Source organism: Rhizobacter sp. P2_H3, assembly GCF_056403355.1.
The window spans coordinates 14215-31999 of sequence record NZ_JBFUFQ010000048.1 but is presented as its reverse complement, the minus strand read 5'-3'; the positions used below and the strand labels follow the sequence as shown (position 1 = coordinate 31999).

Below are 17785 nucleotides of genomic sequence, written 5' to 3'. Positions count from 1 at the left end.
CCATGCATCTTGGCGATGCGTAGCGAGCTGGGTGGAGAAGAACGGCCAACAATCCCAATGAACGTGGGGCACCAGCCGAAGCGTCAGTGTTGTCCGCAGCGAGACTGAACGAACCGTATGGTTTTCGGGTTGAGGGCTCTTTGCTTTGGTTACTTTCATTTGAGCCAGCAAATGAAAGTGACTCGCCCGCCGGGGCGAGACCCGGCAGCAGCCTCACGCAGTGAAAAGACCCTAAACCTTCGGCGGAGCCGTATCCACAAAACTCTGCCGAACCGCCAGCTTCTCGTAGAGCTTCGACAAGTTCGGATACGTCGTCCGCCAATCGATATGGGCAAATCGGAAATCCAGGTACCCGAGTGCGCAGCCCGTCGCGATATCGGCCAGCGTGAAGTGGTTGCCCGAGCACCAGGCCTTCTCGCCCAACCCCTGGCTCATCGCCGCCAAACAGGCATGCACCTTGTCCATCTGCCGGCTCACCCACGCCGCACTGCGCTGGCCCTCGCTGCGGCCGGCCCAGGTCTGCTCCAGCCTGGCCAGGATCGCCGCATCCTGCAGGCCATCCCCCAACGCCTCCCAGGTGCGCACCTCGGTGCGCTCACGCCCGGTCTCGGGAATCAGCTTGCCCACCGGCGAGCGCGTGTCGATGTACTCCACGATCACCCGCGAGTCGAAGACCGCCTCGCCACCCTCCATCACCAGCACCGGCACCTTGCCCAGCGGGTTGGACTTCATGATCGCGTCGCTCGTCCACACGTCCTCCAGTTCGAACTGGTAGTCGAGCTTCTTTTCCGCCATCACGATGCGCACCTTGCGCACGTACGGGCTTGCGAGCGAGCCGATGAGTTTCATGTGGGTGTCCCTGGAGTGAAAACGATTCTAGCGAAGGGTGGCTGTCTGAAACGCAGTGTTAAAGTTTTCGGCGAGGGAGAACGCCGGCCATCCACCCCGCACGGCGCAACACGACATGACAACACCCCACGGCCCCCAGGGCGGATTCACCGCGCCCGACGGTGACCAGCCCGCCCAGAGCGCCAGCATCGACAGCGCCGGCCTGAACGGCGTGATCTCGACGCTCGACACCACCACCGTGCCGCCCACGGTCACCCCGTCCAGCTTCGACAGCACGCTCAACGAACGCCTGCCGATCCGCTTCACCGGCTCCGGCAGCGAATACTTCCGCATCTGGATCGTCAACCTGCTGCTCACGCTGGTCACCGCCGGGCTCTACTTCCCGTGGGCCAAGGTGCGCCGCCTGCGCTACTTCTACGGCAACACGCTGGTGGCCGGCCACCCGCTCGGCTTCCACGGCGACCCGAAGAAGATGCTGCGCGGCTACCTGCTGGTGGTGCTGCTCGGCGGGCTGTATTCGGTGGCCGGCCAGTTCTCGCCGATGGCCGGGCTGGTGGCCTTCGTGATCGTCGCGGCGCTGTGGCCGGCACTGTTCAAGTCGTCGCTGCAGTTCCGCCTCGCCAACACCAGCTGGCGCGGGCTGCGCTTTCGCTTCAAGGGCGACGCAGCCGGCGCCTACCGCGCACTGCTGCCGGTGTTCGCGCCCAGCGCCGTGCTGCTGGGCGTCCTGCTTGCGGTGCCCGACCAGGTCCACCCACCCGGCTGGTTCGGCCCGGCCTTCACCGCGGTGATGGGCGTGACGCTGCTGGTGCTGCCGCTGATGATGTGGAACCTGAAGAAGTACCAGCACGACCACTATGCGTTCGCGCAGCTGCAGACCGAGCTGCGCGCCGGCCCCGGGGCCTTCTATGGGCTGTGCCTGAAGAGCCTGGGCGTGTGGCTGGTGGCCGGCGTCGTGGCCGGCCTCGTCGTCTTCGGCTTGGCCACGCTGCTCGGCTCCAGCGTGGCCGACTTGATTCGCAACCGCGGCGAGACCGGCCGCGTTGCGGCGATGGTGCTCGGCTTCATCGTGATCCTGGCATCGTGGCTGCTGATGCAGGTCTTCGCCCGGCCGTACTTCACCTCGCGCTTCCAGAACCTGCTGTGGTCGCGCACCGGCAACCAGCACCTGCGCTTCAAGAGCGAGCTGCGCTTCTGGCCGCTGCTGCGCGTGACGCTCGCGAACTGGCTGCTGATGATCGTCACGCTCGGCCTGTACTGGCCGTTCGCGCGCGTCGCGCTGACCCGGCTGCGGCTCGAATCGGTCGGCATCGTCAGCCGCACCCACATCGACGCGCTGGTCGCGCAGGCCGGCCACGAAGGCGATGCCGCCGGCGACGCGGCCGGTGACTTCTTCGGCATCGACGTCGGCCTGTGAACGCGCCCGCCGCTCCTGCCCTCGAGGTGGATTACTTCGACGGCCGCAGCGCCCGCAGCCACCGCGTGCGCATCCACGTCGGCGGCGAGCGCCTGTTGATCGCCGGCGACGGCGTCGCGCGCAGCGTGCCGTTGGCCGAGGTGCAATGGCCGGAGCGCACCCGCCACGGCGCACGCGTGGCGCACCTGAAAGACGGCGGCGCGCTGCACTGCACCGACTCGGCGGCGTGGGACGCCTGGGCGCGCGCCAGCGGCCGCGGCGAGACGCTGGTCGTCAAGGCGCAGCAGAGCTGGCGCTGGGTCGGCGGCATCGTCGTCGCGTTCGCGCTGCTGATGGGGGCCGGCTACCTGTGGGGGCTGCCGTGGGCCTCGCGCGCGGTCGTCGCGATGCTGCCGCCTTCGGTCGACCGCCAGATCGGCGACGCGGCGATGAAGTCGGTCGACGGCGAGCTGGTGCAGGCAAGCGAACTGCCCGCGGCGCAGCAGGCGAAGCTGCGTGCCGCGTTCGAGCGCGCGATCGCGCAGGCGTACCCGCAGGGCGCGCCGCCGCACGAGCTGCTGTTCCGCCGCGGCAAGGACAAGTCGCTGGGCCCGAACGCGTTCGCGCTGCCCGGCGGCACGATGGTGCTGACCGACGAACTGGTGGCGCTGGTCGGTGGCGACGAATCGGTGATCGTCGGCGTGCTCGGCCACGAGCTCGGCCATGTGCGCCACCGCCACGGGCTGCGCATGCTGGTGCAGGCGACCGCGCTGGGCGTCGTGACGAGCCTGGTGGTCGGCGATTTCAGCAGCCTGCTGGCCGGCGTGCCGCTGGTGCTGGGCCAGGCAGGCTATGCGCGCGATGCCGAGCGCGAGGCCGATGCCGACAGCGTGCACCTGATGAAGGCCGCCGGCATCTCGCCCGACGCGATGGTGCGCTTCTTCGAGAAGATCGCCGAGGAGCGCCGCAAGCGCTCCGATGGCGGCGAGCCCGGCTGGCTCGGCATCGCGATCGCCTCGCACCCGGCCGACGACGACCGCATCCGCTACTTCCGCGAGGCCGCAGGCCGCTAGCGCTGCAGCGTCCAGTCGACGCTGTCCGGCCGCCCTGGCAGCGACAGCGTCGCGGTGGCCGCCGGCGTCTGCGCAATGACCTGCCCGCCGCGCACCACCGCGAGCCGCGTCGCGCGCAGCCGGATCGCTTCCACCGGGTCGCGCGCCTGCAGCAGCACGAAGTCGGCGCGCGCCCCGGCCTGCAGCCCGTAGCCCTCGAGCCCGAGGATCCTCGCGCTGTTGACGGTGACGGCATCGAAGCAGGCCCGCATCTGCGCCTGCGAGGTCATCTGCGCCACGTGCAGGCCCATCTGCGCGACCTCCAGCATGTCGGCGCTGCCCGACGAGTACCAAGGGTCCATCACGCAGTCGTGGCCGAAGCCGACGTTGACGCCGGCGGCCATCAACTCGGGCACGCGCGTCATGCCGCGGCGCTTCGGGTAGCTGTCGTGGCGGCCCTGCAGCGTGATGTTGATCAGCGGGTTGGCCACCGCATGCACCTGCGCCTCGGCGATCAGCGGCAGCAGCTTGCTGACGTAGTAGTTGTCCATCGAGTGCATCGAGGTCAGGTGCGAGCCGGTGACGCGGCCCTGCAGCCCGAGCCGCTGCGTGTGGAACGCGAGCGTCTCGATGTGGCGCGACAGCGGGTCGTCGCTCTCGTCGCAGTGCATGTCGACGCGCAGCCCGCGCTCGGCCGCCAGCTCGCACAGCAGCCGCACGCTCTCGGCGCCGTCGGCCATCGTGCGCTCGAAGTGGGGGATGCCGCCGACCACGTCGACGCCCCGGTCGAGTGCGCGTTTGAGGTTGGCGAGCGCGGTGGGCGAGCGCAGCACGCCGTCCTGCGGGAACGCGACCAGCTGCAGGTCGAGGTACGGCTTCACCACCTGCTTCACGTGCAGCAGCGCGTCGACCGCGAGCAGCCGGTCGTCGCAGACGTCGACGTGCGAACGCACCGCGAGCAAGCCCTTGGCCACCGCCCAGTCGCAGTACTGCAGCGCGCGCTCCACCAGCGCCTGCTGCGTCAGCAGCGGCTTCAGCTCGCCCCACAGCGCGATGCCCTCGAGCAGCGTGCCGCTCTGGTTGACGCGCGGCAGGCCGTGGCTGAGCGTCGCGTCCATGTGGAAATGCGCGTCGACGAAGGGCGGCGACAGCAGCCAGCCGTGGCCGTCGAGCAGCGTTGCGCCCTCGGGCTGCGGCAGCTGGGGGCCGATCGCCTCGATGCGGCCGTCGCGCGCGAGCACATCGTGGCCGCGGCGGCCGTCGGGCAGGGTGACGTTGCGGACGAACAGCATCGGGTTCTCCTTTGACTGGCGTGGCGACTTGACCTGGGAGGTCATCGACTGCAGGCGGCCAGGCCGCGAGGATGCAGCCATGTCCTCTCACTCACTCAACCCCGAAGGAGCATTCATGAATGATGCCAGCACCCTGGTCACCCGCTATCTGGAGGCCTGGAACGAAAGCGATGCGGCGCGTCGGGCGCGGCTGATCGCGGAGCTGTGGAGTGCCGACGCGCGCTACACCGACCCGCTGGCCGACGTCCGCGGCCACGAGGCGATCAGCGGCTTGATCGGCGCCGTGCAGCAGCACTACCCGGGCCACCGCTTCGAGCCGCATGGCCAGGTGGATGCGCATGGCCGCTACCTGCGCTTCTCGTGGCAGCTGTGCGACGCCGGCGGACAGGGCGTCGCACGCGGGACCGACTTCGCCGAGCTGCTCGACGATCGGCGCCTGCGCAGCGTCACCGGCTTCCTCGACCAGAACTCACAGTGAACGAAAGGCCTTTGTCATGAACGGTATCGACCTCGTCCCGCTGGCCGTCGGCCACATGATCGGCCTCGGCGCCATCGGCTCCTGCCTGGGCGTCGGTGTCCTGGCCAGCAAGTACCTCGAAGCCTCGGCGCGCCAGCCCGAGCTGATGGAGCCGCTGCAGCAGAAGGTGTTCCTGCTGGTCGGCGTGCTCGACGGCGCGTTCATCATCGCGACCGGCATCGGGCTGTGGTTCGCGACCGCCAACCCCTTCAAGGGGTGAGCGTTCAGGCGGCAGGCGGCGCGTAGCGTGCCGGCAGCGCGAGCCCCGGCCGCTCGTCGTCCCAGGCCATCGCGCTGATGCGCCAGCCGGTGGGCGTCGAGACGAACTGCGTCGAGATCACGCCGCGTGCCGATAAGGCCTGGCCGTTCAGCGTGCCGGTCTTCGCATAGGTGCTGGTGCGGTGCGCCACCTGGCCGAACACCTCGGTGATCTCGGCCAGCTCGGTCTCGCGGAACGCCGTCAGCTCGCCGGCCTCGACCGAGCGCTGGCGCGGCGCGATGAACTGCGCGACGCCCGTCACCTCGGGCGCCGGCCCGATGTTGCGGATCAGCAGGCCGCCGTCGATGAACAGCCCGTGCAGCCGCTCGTAGGGCGGGCGCCCGCCGGGCTCGAAGGACACGGCGTCGAAGAAGGCCTGCATCAGCGCGGCCAGGGCAGTGGGTGTCGGCGTCATGGCCGCGGATTGTCCGTGCGCTGTCCGCTGTCCGTCCGGTGGCTGTCCGCGGACACATCGGCAGCAGGGGCAATCCGCGCCAAGCCCTTGATTCAATGGGATTTTCATCGCCGGCGGGAGCGGGCACGGGCGTTGCAATGAAGCAGGCCATGAACGCTGCGAACGACGCTCCGCTGATCCGCGACACCTCGGCCCAGGACCAGCCGTTGCCGAAGCGCCGGCTGCGGCCCGGGCCGTGGCTGGCCGCCGGCGCGGCGCTGGCGGCCCTGCTCGCGGTCGCGCTCTCGACGCCGGCGCTGCGGCACGGCTTCTCGAGCGGCTCGTCGGTGTCGGCCTCGCGGCTGGTGGTGGCGACCGTGCAGCGCGGCCCGTTCGTGCGCGACATCGCGGCCGAGGGCAAGGTCGTCGCCGCGGTGAGCCCGACGCTGTACGCGGCCGGCGGCGGTGCCGCGACGCTGAAGGTGCATGCCGGCGACCGGGTCGCGCGCGGCCAGGTGCTCGCGGTGATCGACAGCCCCGAGCTGGCCGCGAAGCTCGCGCAGGAGCTGTCGAATGCCGACGCGATGAAGGCCGACGTGCTGCGTGCCGACGTGGATGCGCGGCAGCAGCGCGGCACATTGCAGGGGGCGTTCGATGCGGCGCGCATCGACCACAGCAGTGCGCAGAACGACCTGGCGCGCCAGCAGAAGGCGTTCGACGCCGGCGCGGTGTCGGGCATGCAGGTCGAGCATGCGCGCGACACGCTGCAGAAGGCGCGCATCGCGCTCGACCATGCCGAGGCCGGCCTGCGGCTGAAGGACGACAGCCTGAAGTTCGATGTGCAGGCCCGCCAGCTCGCGCATGCGCGGCAGCTGCTGCTGGTGAAGGACCTGCAGCGCCAGGTCGAGAGCCTGACGGTGCGCTCGCCGGTCGAGGGGCAGGTGGGGCAGTTGTTCATTGCCGAGCATGCGAATGTCGCGAAGGATGCGCAGCTGCTGTCGGTGATCGACCTGTCGGCGCTGGAGGTGCAGATGCAGGTGGCCGAGAGTTTCGCGCGCGATCTCGGCGTCGGCATGCCGGGCGAGATCAGCGGCAACGGCCACACGTGGCGCGCGGCGGTCAGCACGGTGTCGCCAGAGGTCGTCAACAACGAGGTGGCGGCGCGGCTGCGCTTCAGCGGTGGCGCGGGCGAGCAGCCGAGCCAGCTGAGGCAGAACCAGCGCCTGTCGGTGCGCGTGCTGCTCGACAAGCGCGATGACGTGCTGGCCGTGCAACGCGGCAGCTTCGTCGACGAATCCGGTGGCGCGCATGCGTACGTGCTGCGCGACGGCATGGCGGTGAAGACGCCGATCCGCGTCGGCGCGCGCAGCCTCGACAAGGTCGAGATCCTCGGCGGCCTGGCCGTCGGCGACCGGGTGGTGGTGTCCGGTGCCGAGCTGTTCCAGGGGGCGGAGCAGGTCGCCGTCAGCCAGTGATTCAACCCATCAACGAACGAACCGAAGGACTCCCATGCTCAAGATGACCGGCCTGTCCAAGGTCTACCGCACCGAGGTGATCGAGACCCATGCGCTGCGCGCGTTCAACCTCGAGGTGAAGGAGGGCGAGTTCGTCGCGGTGACGGGTCCGTCGGGCTCGGGCAAGACGACCTTCCTGACGATCGCCGGCCTGCTGGAGGCGTCGACCGGCGGCAGCTACCTGCTCGATGGCGTCGAGGTGGGGCAGCTGGACGACAACGCCCGTTCGCGCATCCGCAACGAGAAGATCGGCTTCATCTTCCAGGCCTTCAACCTGATCCCGGACCTGAACATTGCCGACAACGTGGAAGTGCCGTTGCGCTACCGCGGCATGAAGGCCGACGAGCGTCGCCGGCGCGTGCGCGATGCGCTGGAGCGGGTGGGGCTGGCCGCGCGCGAGCGCCACTACCCGGCGGAGTTGTCGGGTGGCCAGCAGCAGCGGGTGGCGATCGCACGCGCGCTGGCCGGCAGTCCGCGGCTGCTGCTGGCCGACGAGCCGACCGGCAACCTCGACAGCCAGATGGCGCGCAGCGTGATGGCGCTGCTGGAGGAACTGCACCGCTCGGGCGCGACCATCGTGATGGTGACGCACGATCCGCAGCTGGCGGCGCGGGCGCAGCGGAACGTGCATGTCGTTGACGGGCAGGTCGTGGATGTGTCGGACGAACTGCGGCTCAGCTCTGCGAGCGAAGTGGCGGCCTGAGATGGTGAACGGTGCGAGCAAAGGCGCGAGTGGGCAGGCTGTGGCTCGCCGGCCGGTGCGGTCATCGCCCCGGGGGGCGATGACTGCCCTCTGCTGGCTGATTTCATGGCCCGTCGCCCAAACTCCCGCCACTCACTTCGTTCGTTGTGGTCAAACAGTGTGCGACAGTCAGTTCACGAAGCGTGCTGCGCACGCGGGCCATGAAACCAGCCAGCTCCGGCGCCCCGTCCTGATTGGCGCTCCACAGCCTGCCCACTCGCGCCTTTGCCACCACCACCGTGCTGTGTGGGGTGGAGAAAAGACTGAACAGGTCGACGAAACGTGCGGGCGCTCGCATGCTCGTCGATCACTTCAGCCCAGTCCCCCAAGCGCCGCGATGCGCCGCTGCATCGCTGCACTCCTGCTGGCAGCCGCACCACTGGCAGCCCGAGCCGACGACCTGCTGCAGGTCTACCAGCAAGCCCGTCGTGCCGACCCGGTGCTGTCGGCGGCCGATGCCCAACGCGGCATCGCGAGAGAGGGCGTCGTGCAGGCCCGAGCGCCGCTGCTGCCCCAGGCCTCGGCCGGCCTGGCATTCGACCGCTTGCAACCGACCGGTGACCCGGGAGAGCGCAACAGCAGCCGCGCCGCCTCCGTCACGCTGAACCAGGTGCTGGTCGATGTGTCCCGTCTGTCGCAGCTGCATGTCGCGCAGTCGCAGGCCGAGGCGCAGGACGACCTGGTGCGCGCCGCCGAACAGGCCTTGTGCGCCCGCGTCGCCCGTGCCTACTTCGATGTGCTCACCGCCGACGACGCGGTGCGCCAGGTCGAGGCCAACGAGGATGCGTTCCGCCAGCAGGTCGAACAGTCGGACCAGCGCTTTCGCAACGGGCTGTCGGCCCAGGTCGACGTGGAGCAGGCGCGGGCCTACCACGCGGCGGCGCAGGCGGCCAGCATCGATGCGCGCCAGGCACGCGACGATGCGCGCGAGGCGCTCTCCGAGATCACCGGCCAGCCGGTGCCGACCCTCAACCGCCTGCAGGACGAGCTGCCGATGGCCTTGCCCGAGCCGGCCGATCCGCAGGCCTGGGTCGACGAGGCGCTGCTGCACAACCCGGGCTTGTCGGCGCAGCGCCATGTCGTCGATGCCGCAGGGCAGGGCATCGCCGCCGCACGGGCCGGCCACCTGCCCACGCTGAGCGCCAACCTGGGCGTCGGCCGCGCCGCCGCCTGGCCGGTGCCGGCCAGCAACACCGACGGCCGCAACGTCGCGAGCGTCGGGCTCGTGCTCAACGTGCCGCTGTTCGCCGGCGGCGCCACGCAATCACAACTGCGCCAGGCCCTGCGCCAGCAGGATGCGGCGCGCGACGACTACGAGCTGCGCCGCCGTCGCGTCGCGCGCGAGACGCTGGAGCAGTACCGCAGCATCGCCGCCGGCATCGGCCGCATCGGCGCCACGCGCACCGCGGTCGACTCGGCCGGCCGCGCCCTCGCCTCCACCCGCATCGGCCACGAACTCGGCACCCAGACCATGACCGACCTGCTGCTCGCGATCCAGACCCAGGCCTCCGCGCAGGCCTCGTACTCGCAGGCGCGCCACCAGTTCGTGCTCAGCCGCCTGCTGCTGCTGCAGTCGGCCGGCCGCATCGCCGAGGCCGACCTCGCCGCCGTCAACACCCTGCTGAAATAGGAGCGCCCCACCATGTTCGGCTACCACCTCGACCTGGCGCTGCGCAGTTTCCGCCGCAGCCCCGCGCTGACCGCGCTGATGGTGCTCGCGATCGCGCTCGGCATCGGCGCCAGCATGACCACGCTGACGGTGTTCCACGTGCTGTCGGGCGACCCGATCCCGGGCAAGAGCGACCGGCTCTTCTACGTGCAGCTCGACGCCAACGAACGCGGCGCCGCGCCGCCCGGCGCCGAACCGCTGGAACAGCTGACCCGCTTCGATGCCGAGGCCCTGCTGCGCGAACACCGCGGCGAACGCCAGGTGATGATGACCGGCGGCTCGGTCGCCGTGCAGCCGGCGCAGGCCGACCGCCCCGCGTTCTTCGCGAGCGCCCGCTACACCACCGCCGACTTCTTCCCGATGTTCGAGACGCCGTGGCGCCACGGACATGGCTGGAGTGCCGCCGACGACGAGGCCGGCGCGCGCGTCGCGGTCATCTCGCACGAGCTGAACGAGAAGCTGTTCGACGGCGCCGACAGCACCGGCCGCATGCTGCGTGCCGGCGACCGCGACTTGCGCATCGTCGGCGTGCTCGCGCCGTGGCGCCCGGTGCCGCACTACTACGACCTGTACGCCGGCCGCTTCGCGAAGACCGAGCAGGTGTTCACGCCGCTGTCCACCGCGCTGCAGGCCCGGCTGCCGATCGCCGGCAGCATGACCTGCTGGGGCAACCGCACCGCCCCCGACCCGCGCGCACTGAACGCCCCCTGCGCCTGGCTGCAGTACTGGGTGCAGATGCCGTCGGCGGCCGACGCGCCGGCGCTGCGGCAGTACCTCACCGACTACTCCGAGCAGCAGCGCGCGGCCGGCCGCTTCGAGCGGCCGAGCAACGTGCGCCTGCGCAACGTCACCGAGCGCATGTCGTTCAAGCACGTCGTGCCCGGCGACGTGCACCTGCAGCTGTGGCTCGCATTCGGCTTCCTGCTGGTGTGCCTGACCAACACCGTCGGGCTGCTGCTCGCCAAGTGCATGCGCCGCGCGCCGGAGATCGCAGTGCGGCGCGCGCTCGGCGCCACCCGGCGCGCGATCTTCGGGCAGTTCCTCGTCGAGGCCGGCAGCATCGGCATCGTCGGCGGCGTGCTCGGCCTCGGCCTCGCGCTGCTCGGGCTGTGGGGCGTGCGCCAGAACCCGGCCAGCTATGCGCAGCTCGCCTACCTCGATGCGCCGATGCTCGCGATCACCCTCGTGCTCGCACTGGTGGCCAGCCTCGCCGCCGGGCTGCTGCCCGCCTGGCGCGCCTGCCAGGTGACGCCGGCGCTGCAGCTCAAGTCGCAGTGAACAGCGGCCAGAACCCAAGGAGAACGCGATGATGGACTTCCGACCGATCCTGTCGACGCTGCGCCGCCACAAGACCGCCGCCGCGCTGATCGTGCTCGAGGTCGCGCTGAGCTGCGCGATCGTCAGCAACGCGCTGTTCCTGATCGGCCAGCGGCTGGAGCGCATGCAGGCGCCCACCGGCCTGGCCGAGTCCGAGCTGCTGCACATCCGCCTCAACGACATCGCGCATCGCGACAACGACGAGGCGCTGACCCGGCGCGACCTGGCGACCCTGCGCGCCCTGCCCGGCGTCAAGGCGGCCACCAGCGTCAACCACGTGCCGTTCGGCAACGGCTCGTCCGACACCGGCGTCAGCCTCTCGTTCGACCAGACCTCGCCGACGATCACCGCGGCGCTGTACCTCGTCGGCGAGAACGCGCTCGCGACGCTCGGCCTGAAGCTGGTCGAGGGCCGCGACTTCCTCCCCGAGGAGATGCAGCCCGCCTCGGCCCTCGATGCCGAGGAGCCGAAGGTGCCGGCGGTGATCCTCGACCGCGGCACCGCGGCGCGCCTGTTCCCCGAGGGCAGCGCGATCGGAAAATCGCTGTACGTGTTCGGCCCCTCGCCGATGCGCGTGGTCGGCGTGGTCGAGCACATGTCGATCCCGCAGCCCGACGGCCCGCGCAGCGGGTTCCTGACGCTGCTGCCGGTGCAGCCCTCGTACAACGAGGGCAACTACCTGGTGCGCGTCGATGCGGCGCAGCGCGACCTGCTGCTGAAGGATGCGGTCGCCGCGCTGCAGGCGGTCGACAGCCGGCGCATCGTGATGGAGCGCGAGACCTTCGACGACATGCGCCACGCGTATTTCCGCCAGGACCGCTGGATGGCGGCGCTGCTGGTCGCGGTGTGCATCGCGCTGCTGGTGGTCACCGCGTTCGGCATCGTCGGTCTCGCGAGCTTCTGGGTGCAGCAGCGCACGCGGATGATCGGCGTGCGGCGCGCGCTCGGCGCGTCGCGGGTGCAGATCCTGCGCTACTTCCAGGCCGAGAACTTCCTGCTGACGACGATGGGCATCGCGATCGGCATGACGGCGGCGTACGGCATCAACCGGCTGCTGATGAGCCTCTACGAGCTGCCGCCGCTGCCCTGGGTGTGCCTGCCGATCGGCGCGGTCACGCTGTGGGCGCTGGGCCAGGTGGCGGTGCTCGGCCCGGCGCGGCGCGCGGCGGCGCTGCCGCCGGTGGTGGTGATGCGCGGGGCCTAGTAAGCTCGCGCCCCATGCGCCGCATCCTGATCATCGACGACAACCCCGCAGTCGGCCAGGCCCTCACGCTGCTGCTGTCCCTGCACGACATCGTGGCCGAGGTCGCGCTGACGCCCGAAGCGGGCCTGGCCGCGCTCGACCGCCGCCCGGCCGACGTCGTGATCCAGGACATGAACTTCAGCGCCGATACCACCTCCGGCGCCGAGGGTGCGGCGCTGTTCCGCGCGATCCGCGAGCGCCAGCCCGACCTGCCGGTGATCCTGCTGACCGCCTGGACGCGGCTCGAGGCCGCCGTCGAACTGGTGAAGGCCGGCGCCGCCGACTACCTCGCGAAGCCCTGGGACGACGCGAAGCTGCTCGCCACCATCGAGAACCTGCTGGAGCTGGCGGAGTCGACGCGCGAGGTGGCCCGCCTGCGCGACGAGCGCCGCCGCCGCCGCGTCGCGCTCGCGCAGCGTTTCGACCTGAGCGGCATCGTCTACGCCTCCGATGCGATGGAGCGCACGCTGGAGCTGGCCTGCCAGGTCGCGCGCTCCGACCTGCCGGTGCTCATCACCGGGCCGAACGGCAGCGGCAAGGAACGCATCGCCACCACCGTGCATGTCAATTCGGCGGTGCGCGACGGGGCGTTCGTCGCGGTCAACTGCGGCGCGCTGCCGGCCGACCTGATCGAGACCGAGCTGTTCGGTGCCGAGGGCGGCGCGTACACCAGTGCGATCAAGTCGCGCGACGGCCGCTTCGATGCGGCGGACAACGGCACGCTGTTCCTCGACGAGATCGGCACGCTGCCGCTGGCCGGCCAGGTGAAGCTGCTGCGGGTGCTGGAGAGCGGCCGTTTCGAGCGCGTCGGCTCCACGCGCACGCGCCACGTGCGGGTGCGCGTGATCAGCGCGACGAATGCCGACCTGAAGACGATGGTGCGGGATGGCCGCTTCCGCGAAGACCTGTACTACCGGCTCAACGTGATCGAGGTCGTGGTGCCGCCGCTCGCGCAGCGCCGCGACGACGTGCTGGCGCTGGCCGAGCACTTCCTCGCCGGCCGCCCAGGGCTGGTCGACGCGGCGCGCGCGGCGCTGCTCGCGCATGCGTGGCCGGGCAACGTGCGCGAGCTGAAGAACGTGATCGAGCGCGCCGCGCTGCTGGCGCGCGGCGGGCCGGTCACGCCCGAGCTGCTGGGCCTGCCGGCAGCCGAACTCGCCCCGACGCCGCGCAACCTCGGCGAACCGAGCCGCGACGCGGTGGTGGCGGCGCTGGCGCGGGCCGACGGCGTCGTCGCCCGCGCCGCCGTGGCCCTCGGGCTGTCGCGCCAGGCGCTGTACCGGCGCATGGACCGCTACGGGATCGCGGGTTGAGGCGCGGATGCGCTGGCTGAGCCTGCGCGCCCGCTTCCTGCTGGCGCTGGTCGTGGCCCTGGCGGCCGGTGCGGCGCTGCATGCCGCGGTGCTGGCGGCGCTCGCGCACTGGGGCGGCCACGCGGCGCTGCTGGTCGGCGTGGCCGCGCTGCTCGCGCTGCTGCTGGCGGCGTGGAGCTCGGCACGGCTGGTCGCGCCGTTGAAGCGCCTGCTGCGCTCGCTGGAGAGCGCGGTGCTCAGCTACCGCGACGGCGACTTCAGCGTCTCGATCAGCGACGACCACGGCGGCGAGCTCGGCGCGCTGGTGCAGCAGCACAACACGCTCGGCCATGCGCTGCGCGACCAGCGCCAGCACCTGGCGCAGCGCGAGCTGCTGCTCGACACTGTGGTGCAGAACACGCCGGTCGCGCTGGTGCTGACCGACCTGCGGCAGCGCGTGGCCTACGCCAACATCGCCGCGCGCCAGCTGCTGGGCGAAGGCCGCAGCCTGGAGGGCAGCGATTTCGCCGCGCTGCTCGCGACGCTGCCGCCGGCGCTCGCGCGGGCGGTCGAGGAGGGCACCGACGCGCTGTTCAGCGTCACGCTGGACGGCAGCGACGAGACCTTCCACCTGTCGCAGCGCCAGTTCCGGCTGCAGGGCCGGCCGCACCGGTTGCTGCTGTTCCGGCGCATGACGCGCGAGCTGTCGCGCCAGGAGGTCGCCACCTGGAAGCGCGTGATCCGCGTCATCAGCCACGAGCTGAACAACTCGCTGGCGCCGATCTCGTCGCTCGCGCACAGCGGTGCCGAGCTGGCGCGGCGCGGCGATGCGCAGCGGCTGCAGGAGGTGTTCGCGACCATCGGCGAGCGCTCGCGGCACCTGCACGGCTTCCTCGACGGCTACGCGCGCTTCGCGAAGCTGCCGGCGCCGCGGCCGGAGCGCGTCGACTGGGCGCCGTTCCTGGCCGCGCTGGCGGCGCAGTACCCGTTCGAGCGCCGCGGCGAGCTGCCGGCACGGGACGGGGTGTTCGATGCGGTGCAGGTCGAGCAGGCGTTGATCAACCTGCTGAAGAACGCGCACGAGGCCGGCGGGCCGGCCGAGGGCGTCACGCTGTCGATCGCGGACACCGGGGCGGAGATCCGCTTCGAGGTGGCCGATCGCGGCCCCGGCATGAGCGACACGGTGCTGGCGCAGGCCTTGCTGCCGTTCTATTCGACCAAGCGGGCCGGCACCGGGTTGGGATTGGCGCTGGCGCGCGAGATCGCCGAGGCGCATGGGGGGCGGATCGCGCTCGCGAACCGGCCCGACGGCGGGCTGCGGGTGGCGATCACGCTGCCTCGCAGCCCGGATGCCGATCCGGGTTGATTTCGACGGCTGCTCCCCGGATGGGCATCCGGGCTACTTCGTTCCGAACAACCTGTCCCCGGCATCCCCCAGCCCCGGCACGATGTAGCCGTGCTCGTCCAGCTGCCGGTCGATCGCCGCGGTGAACACCGGCACGTCCGGATGCGACGACTGGAAGTGCTTCAGGCCCTCCGGCGCCGCCAGCAGGCACACGAAGCGGATCGACTTCGGCCGCGTCTCCTTCAGCCGGTCGACCGCCGCGACCGCCGAGTTGCCGGTGGCCAGCATCGGGTCCAGCACGATCGCGTCGCGCTCGTGCATGTCGGCCGGCATCTTGAAGTAGTACTCCACCGCCACCAGCGTCTTCGGGTCGCGGTACAGCCCGATGTGGCCGATGCGCGCGCCCGGCACCACGTTCAGCATGCCGTCGAGGAAGCCGGCCCCGGCCCGCATGATGCTGACGAACACCGTCTTCTTGCCGTCGATCACCGGTGCCTGCATCGTCTCGAGCGGCGTCTCGATCTCGATCATCTGCGTCGGCATGTCGCGCGTGACCTCGTAGGCCATCAGCATGCTGATCTCGTTCAGCAGGCGCCGGAAACTGTTGGTGCTGCGGTCTTTCTGGCGCATCAGCGTGAGCTTGTGCTGGATCAGCGGATGGGTGACGTGGTGCACGGGTGCGGTCATGGGCTCTCCTCGGGGTTCGCCAGTTATATCGGCTCCGGCCGGAGCGAACCAGCATTTCGTCACGCCGCGCCGCGCCGCCGCGCTCAAGTCGCACGCCGGAACCGTCGAAAAAAAGGCGTTCCTCCGTCTGCCGAGCCCTGCATGTCCGTTCTTTCCTCGTTGCGCCGTCTTGCCTGCTGCCTGCTCGGGATGCTGCCCCTGCTGGCCGCCGCGCAGCCGCTGCGCATCGTCACCGAGGAGCTGCCGCCGTACAACATGACGCTGAACGGCCAGGTGACCGGGCTCGGCACCGAGGTCGTGCAGGCCGTGCTGAAGGAAGCCGGCTTCGCCGACACGCCGATCCAGGTGATGCCCTGGGCGCGTGCCTACGACATCGCGCTGAACCAGGAGAACGTGCTGATCTACTCGATCACCCGCACGCCGCAGCGCGAGAAACGCTTCAAGTGGGTCGGGGTGATCGCGCCGACGCGCTGGTACCTGTTCTCGCTGGGCGGACGCACGCTGCCGGTGAAGACGCTGGACGACGCGCGGCGCTACCAGACCGCCACCGTCAACGAAGACGCCGGCGAGCAGTACCTGGTCGACAAGGGCTTCCGGATCGGCCAGAACCTGCAGTCCAGCAACCGCTACGAGCTGAACTACGAGAAGCTGAAGGGCGGCCGCGTCGACCTGTGGATCGCCAACGAGCTGAACGCGACCTACCTGGTGCGCCAGGCCGGCGACGACCCCGCCCGCACCCTGCAGCGCGCGCTCGCCCTCACCGACCTCGGCAGCGAAGGCGGGCTCGACATGGCGTTCAGCCTGAAGACGCCGGATGCGCTGGTCGAGCGATTCCGCAAGGGGCTGGACGCGATCCGCCGCAACGGCACCTATGAGAGCCTCCAGCGCAAGTGGCTCTGACGGCGGGCCCGCCGGCTCGCTCGGCCGCCAGCTGGTGCTGGCGACGCTGCTGTTCGGCCTCGTCTTCACGCTGGCGGCGGTGGCGGTGCGCACCTGGTCGGCCTGGCAGGGCAACCTGGCGGCGATGACCGCCGAGCTGACGCTGATCGACGAGGTCTTCCAGCGCACGCTCGCCAAGGCCATCTGGGAGATGGACCGCGAAGCGCTGCAGACCCATGTGAGCGGCGTCGCGCAGGTGAGCCCGGTCGGCCGCGTCGAGCTGCGGCTGCTGCAGAACGGCCGCACCACCGAGGTGATGGCGCAGCGCCGCGAGGGTGCCGAAGCGTCGCATCGCGCGCCGGTGCTGCGCCGCAAGCTGAGCTACGAGCCCTACCCCGGCGCGGCCGAGATCGTCGGCGAGCTGACGCTCGAAGGCGACGAGCGCGTGCTGTGGGAGCGCCTGCGCGGCGAGCTGGCCGGCATCGTGCTGACCCAGCTGATCCAGTCGCTGCTGCTGGCGGGCCTGGTGATGTGGGTGTTCAACCGCACCGTCACCGTGCACGTGCGGCGCGTCGCGCGCCACCTCGACGAGCTGACGCCGCAGACGCTGGACCGCACGCTGCGCCTCGAGCGCAAGCCCGGTCCGCGCGACGAGCTGAGCCTGCTCGAATCGGGCGTCAACCAGCTGCAGGGCAACCTGTCGGACTACCTCGCGCGCCAGCGCCGCGACGAGCTCGACCTCGCGGCCCACCGCGACCGGCTGGCCGAGCTGGTCGACGAGCAGACCGCCGAGCTGCGCGCCGCCAACGCGCAGCTGCAGGCGCTGTCGCGCAGCGACCCGCTGACGGGCCTCGCGAACCGGCGCCATTTCGACGAGGTGAAGGACGTCGAGTTCCGCCGCGCGCAGCGCCTCGGCCAGCCGCTGTCGGTGCTGCTGTGCGACGTGGATTTCTTCAAGCGCTACAACGACACCTACGGCCATGCACTCGGCGACGACTGCCTGCGCCTGATCGCGCAGACGCTGCGCGAGACCTTCGGCCGCGCCGGCGAGCTGGCCGCGCGCATCGGCGGCGAGGAGTTCGCGGTGCTGCTGCCGGCGGTCGACGCCGTGCAGGCGCAGGCCGCGGCCGAGCGGTTGCGCGAGGCGCTGGCCGAGCGCGACATCCCGCACAGCGCGTCGCAGGTCGCGCCGCGCGTCACGCTGAGCATCGGCGTCGCGCAGTTCGACGCCGACACGATGGACCGCTTCGAGGCGCTGCTGCACCGCGCCGACCAGGCGCTGTACCGCGCCAAACGACAGGGCCGCGACCGCGTGGCCGCCTGAACCGCAGGAGGACG

At 70.9% G+C, this 17785-nt stretch carries 17 protein-coding genes; 13 read left to right on the top strand and 4 right to left on the bottom strand.

Translation table 11 applies throughout. The features are described from left to right. Positions 1–231: 231 nt before the first annotated feature. Positions 232–849 (bottom strand): glutathione S-transferase N-terminal domain-containing protein, encoded by a 618-nt coding sequence (locus AC1D1T_RS12060; RefSeq protein WP_477828999.1) that lies wholly within the window; start codon positions 847–849, stop codon positions 232–234. Positions 850–964: 115 nt separating this feature from the next. Between AC1D1T_RS12060 and AC1D1T_RS12055 the strand changes: the two genes are divergently transcribed. Both AC1D1T_RS12055 and AC1D1T_RS12050 read left to right on the top strand, forming a co-directional pair. Continuing rightward, positions 965–2266: a YjgN family protein gene (locus AC1D1T_RS12055; protein ID WP_477838537.1), complete on the top strand. Its 1302-nt coding sequence runs from the start codon at positions 965–967 to the stop codon at positions 2264–2266. Next, a complete protein-coding gene (locus AC1D1T_RS12050) occupies positions 2263–3318 on the top strand; it encodes a M48 family metallopeptidase (RefSeq protein ID WP_477828054.1) in 1056 nt (351 codons plus the stop codon). Before AC1D1T_RS12055 ends, AC1D1T_RS12050 begins: the two co-directional genes overlap by 4 nt. On the opposite strand, the gene AC1D1T_RS12045 is transcribed toward AC1D1T_RS12050, so the two are convergent. Continuing rightward, positions 3315–4589: an amidohydrolase family protein gene (locus AC1D1T_RS12045; RefSeq protein ID WP_477991919.1), complete on the bottom strand. Its 1275-nt coding sequence runs from the start codon at positions 4587–4589 to the stop codon at positions 3315–3317. The genes AC1D1T_RS12050 and AC1D1T_RS12045 overlap by 4 nt on opposite strands. A gap of 115 nt (positions 4590–4704) precedes the next feature. On the opposite strand from AC1D1T_RS12045, the gene AC1D1T_RS12040 reads away from it, so the two are divergent. Together AC1D1T_RS12040 and atpE are read left to right on the top strand one after the other, a co-directional pair. Then, positions 4705–5067, top strand: coding sequence for a nuclear transport factor 2 family protein (locus AC1D1T_RS12040; RefSeq protein ID WP_465110432.1), 363 nt, complete (start codon positions 4705–4707; stop codon positions 5065–5067). A 16-nt stretch (positions 5068–5083) separates the two neighbouring features. Next, on the top strand, positions 5084–5326 hold the full coding sequence (gene atpE, locus AC1D1T_RS12035) for a F0F1 ATP synthase subunit C (RefSeq protein WP_047511051.1): 243 nt from the start codon (positions 5084–5086) through the stop codon (positions 5324–5326). Positions 5327–5330: 4 nt separating this feature from the next. Here the strand turns inward: atpE and AC1D1T_RS12030 are convergent, their stop codons facing one another. Continuing rightward, complete coding sequence (locus AC1D1T_RS12030) at positions 5331–5780, bottom strand: hypothetical protein (protein WP_477825859.1); 450 nt, start codon at positions 5778–5780, stop codon at positions 5331–5333. A gap of 149 nt (positions 5781–5929) precedes the next feature. On the opposite strand from AC1D1T_RS12030, the gene AC1D1T_RS12025 reads away from it, so the two are divergent. From AC1D1T_RS12025 to AC1D1T_RS11995, 7 genes are all read left to right on the top strand, one after another. Continuing rightward, positions 5930–7234, top strand: coding sequence for an efflux RND transporter periplasmic adaptor subunit (locus tag AC1D1T_RS12025; protein ID WP_465110434.1), 1305 nt, complete (start codon positions 5930–5932; stop codon positions 7232–7234). A 34-nt stretch (positions 7235–7268) separates the two neighbouring features. Continuing rightward, positions 7269–7976 (top strand): ABC transporter ATP-binding protein, encoded by a 708-nt coding sequence (locus tag AC1D1T_RS12020; protein ID WP_477825858.1) that lies wholly within the window; start codon positions 7269–7271, stop codon positions 7974–7976. A gap of 376 nt (positions 7977–8352) precedes the next feature. After that, positions 8353–9645, top strand: coding sequence for a TolC family outer membrane protein (locus tag AC1D1T_RS12015; protein ID WP_477825857.1), 1293 nt, complete (start codon positions 8353–8355; stop codon positions 9643–9645). A 12-nt stretch (positions 9646–9657) separates the two neighbouring features. Next, positions 9658–10962: an ABC transporter permease gene (locus AC1D1T_RS12010; protein WP_477825856.1), complete on the top strand. Its 1305-nt coding sequence runs from the start codon at positions 9658–9660 to the stop codon at positions 10960–10962. 28 nt (positions 10963–10990) lie between these two features. Further along, positions 10991–12205, top strand: a complete 1215-nt coding sequence (locus AC1D1T_RS12005) for an ABC transporter permease (protein WP_477825855.1) — start codon at positions 10991–10993, stop codon at positions 12203–12205. Positions 12206–12219: 14 nt separating this feature from the next. Further along, positions 12220–13557, top strand: a complete 1338-nt coding sequence (locus AC1D1T_RS12000) for a sigma-54-dependent transcriptional regulator (protein ID WP_465110438.1) — start codon at positions 12220–12222, stop codon at positions 13555–13557. Between the two features lie 7 nt (positions 13558–13564). Next, entirely contained in the window at positions 13565–14902 is a 1338-nt protein-coding gene (locus AC1D1T_RS11995) for a sensor histidine kinase (RefSeq protein WP_477825071.1), read from the top strand. Between the two features lie 33 nt (positions 14903–14935). Here the strand turns inward: AC1D1T_RS11995 and upp are convergent, their stop codons facing one another. Next, positions 14936–15568: a uracil phosphoribosyltransferase gene (gene upp / locus AC1D1T_RS11990; RefSeq protein WP_047510928.1), complete on the bottom strand. Its 633-nt coding sequence runs from the start codon at positions 15566–15568 to the stop codon at positions 14936–14938. 141 nt (positions 15569–15709) lie between these two features. On the opposite strand from upp, the gene AC1D1T_RS11985 reads away from it, so the two are divergent. Both AC1D1T_RS11985 and AC1D1T_RS11980 read left to right on the top strand, forming a co-directional pair. Further along, the gene (locus tag AC1D1T_RS11985) at positions 15710–16468 is read left to right on the top strand and encodes a substrate-binding periplasmic protein (RefSeq protein WP_465110440.1); all 759 of its coding nucleotides are present in this window, start codon (positions 15710–15712) and stop codon (positions 16466–16468) included. Further along, positions 16440–17771: a diguanylate cyclase domain-containing protein gene (locus AC1D1T_RS11980; RefSeq protein WP_465110441.1), complete on the top strand. Its 1332-nt coding sequence runs from the start codon at positions 16440–16442 to the stop codon at positions 17769–17771. Before AC1D1T_RS11985 ends, AC1D1T_RS11980 begins: the two co-directional genes overlap by 29 nt. Positions 17772–17785 lie beyond the last annotated feature (14 nt).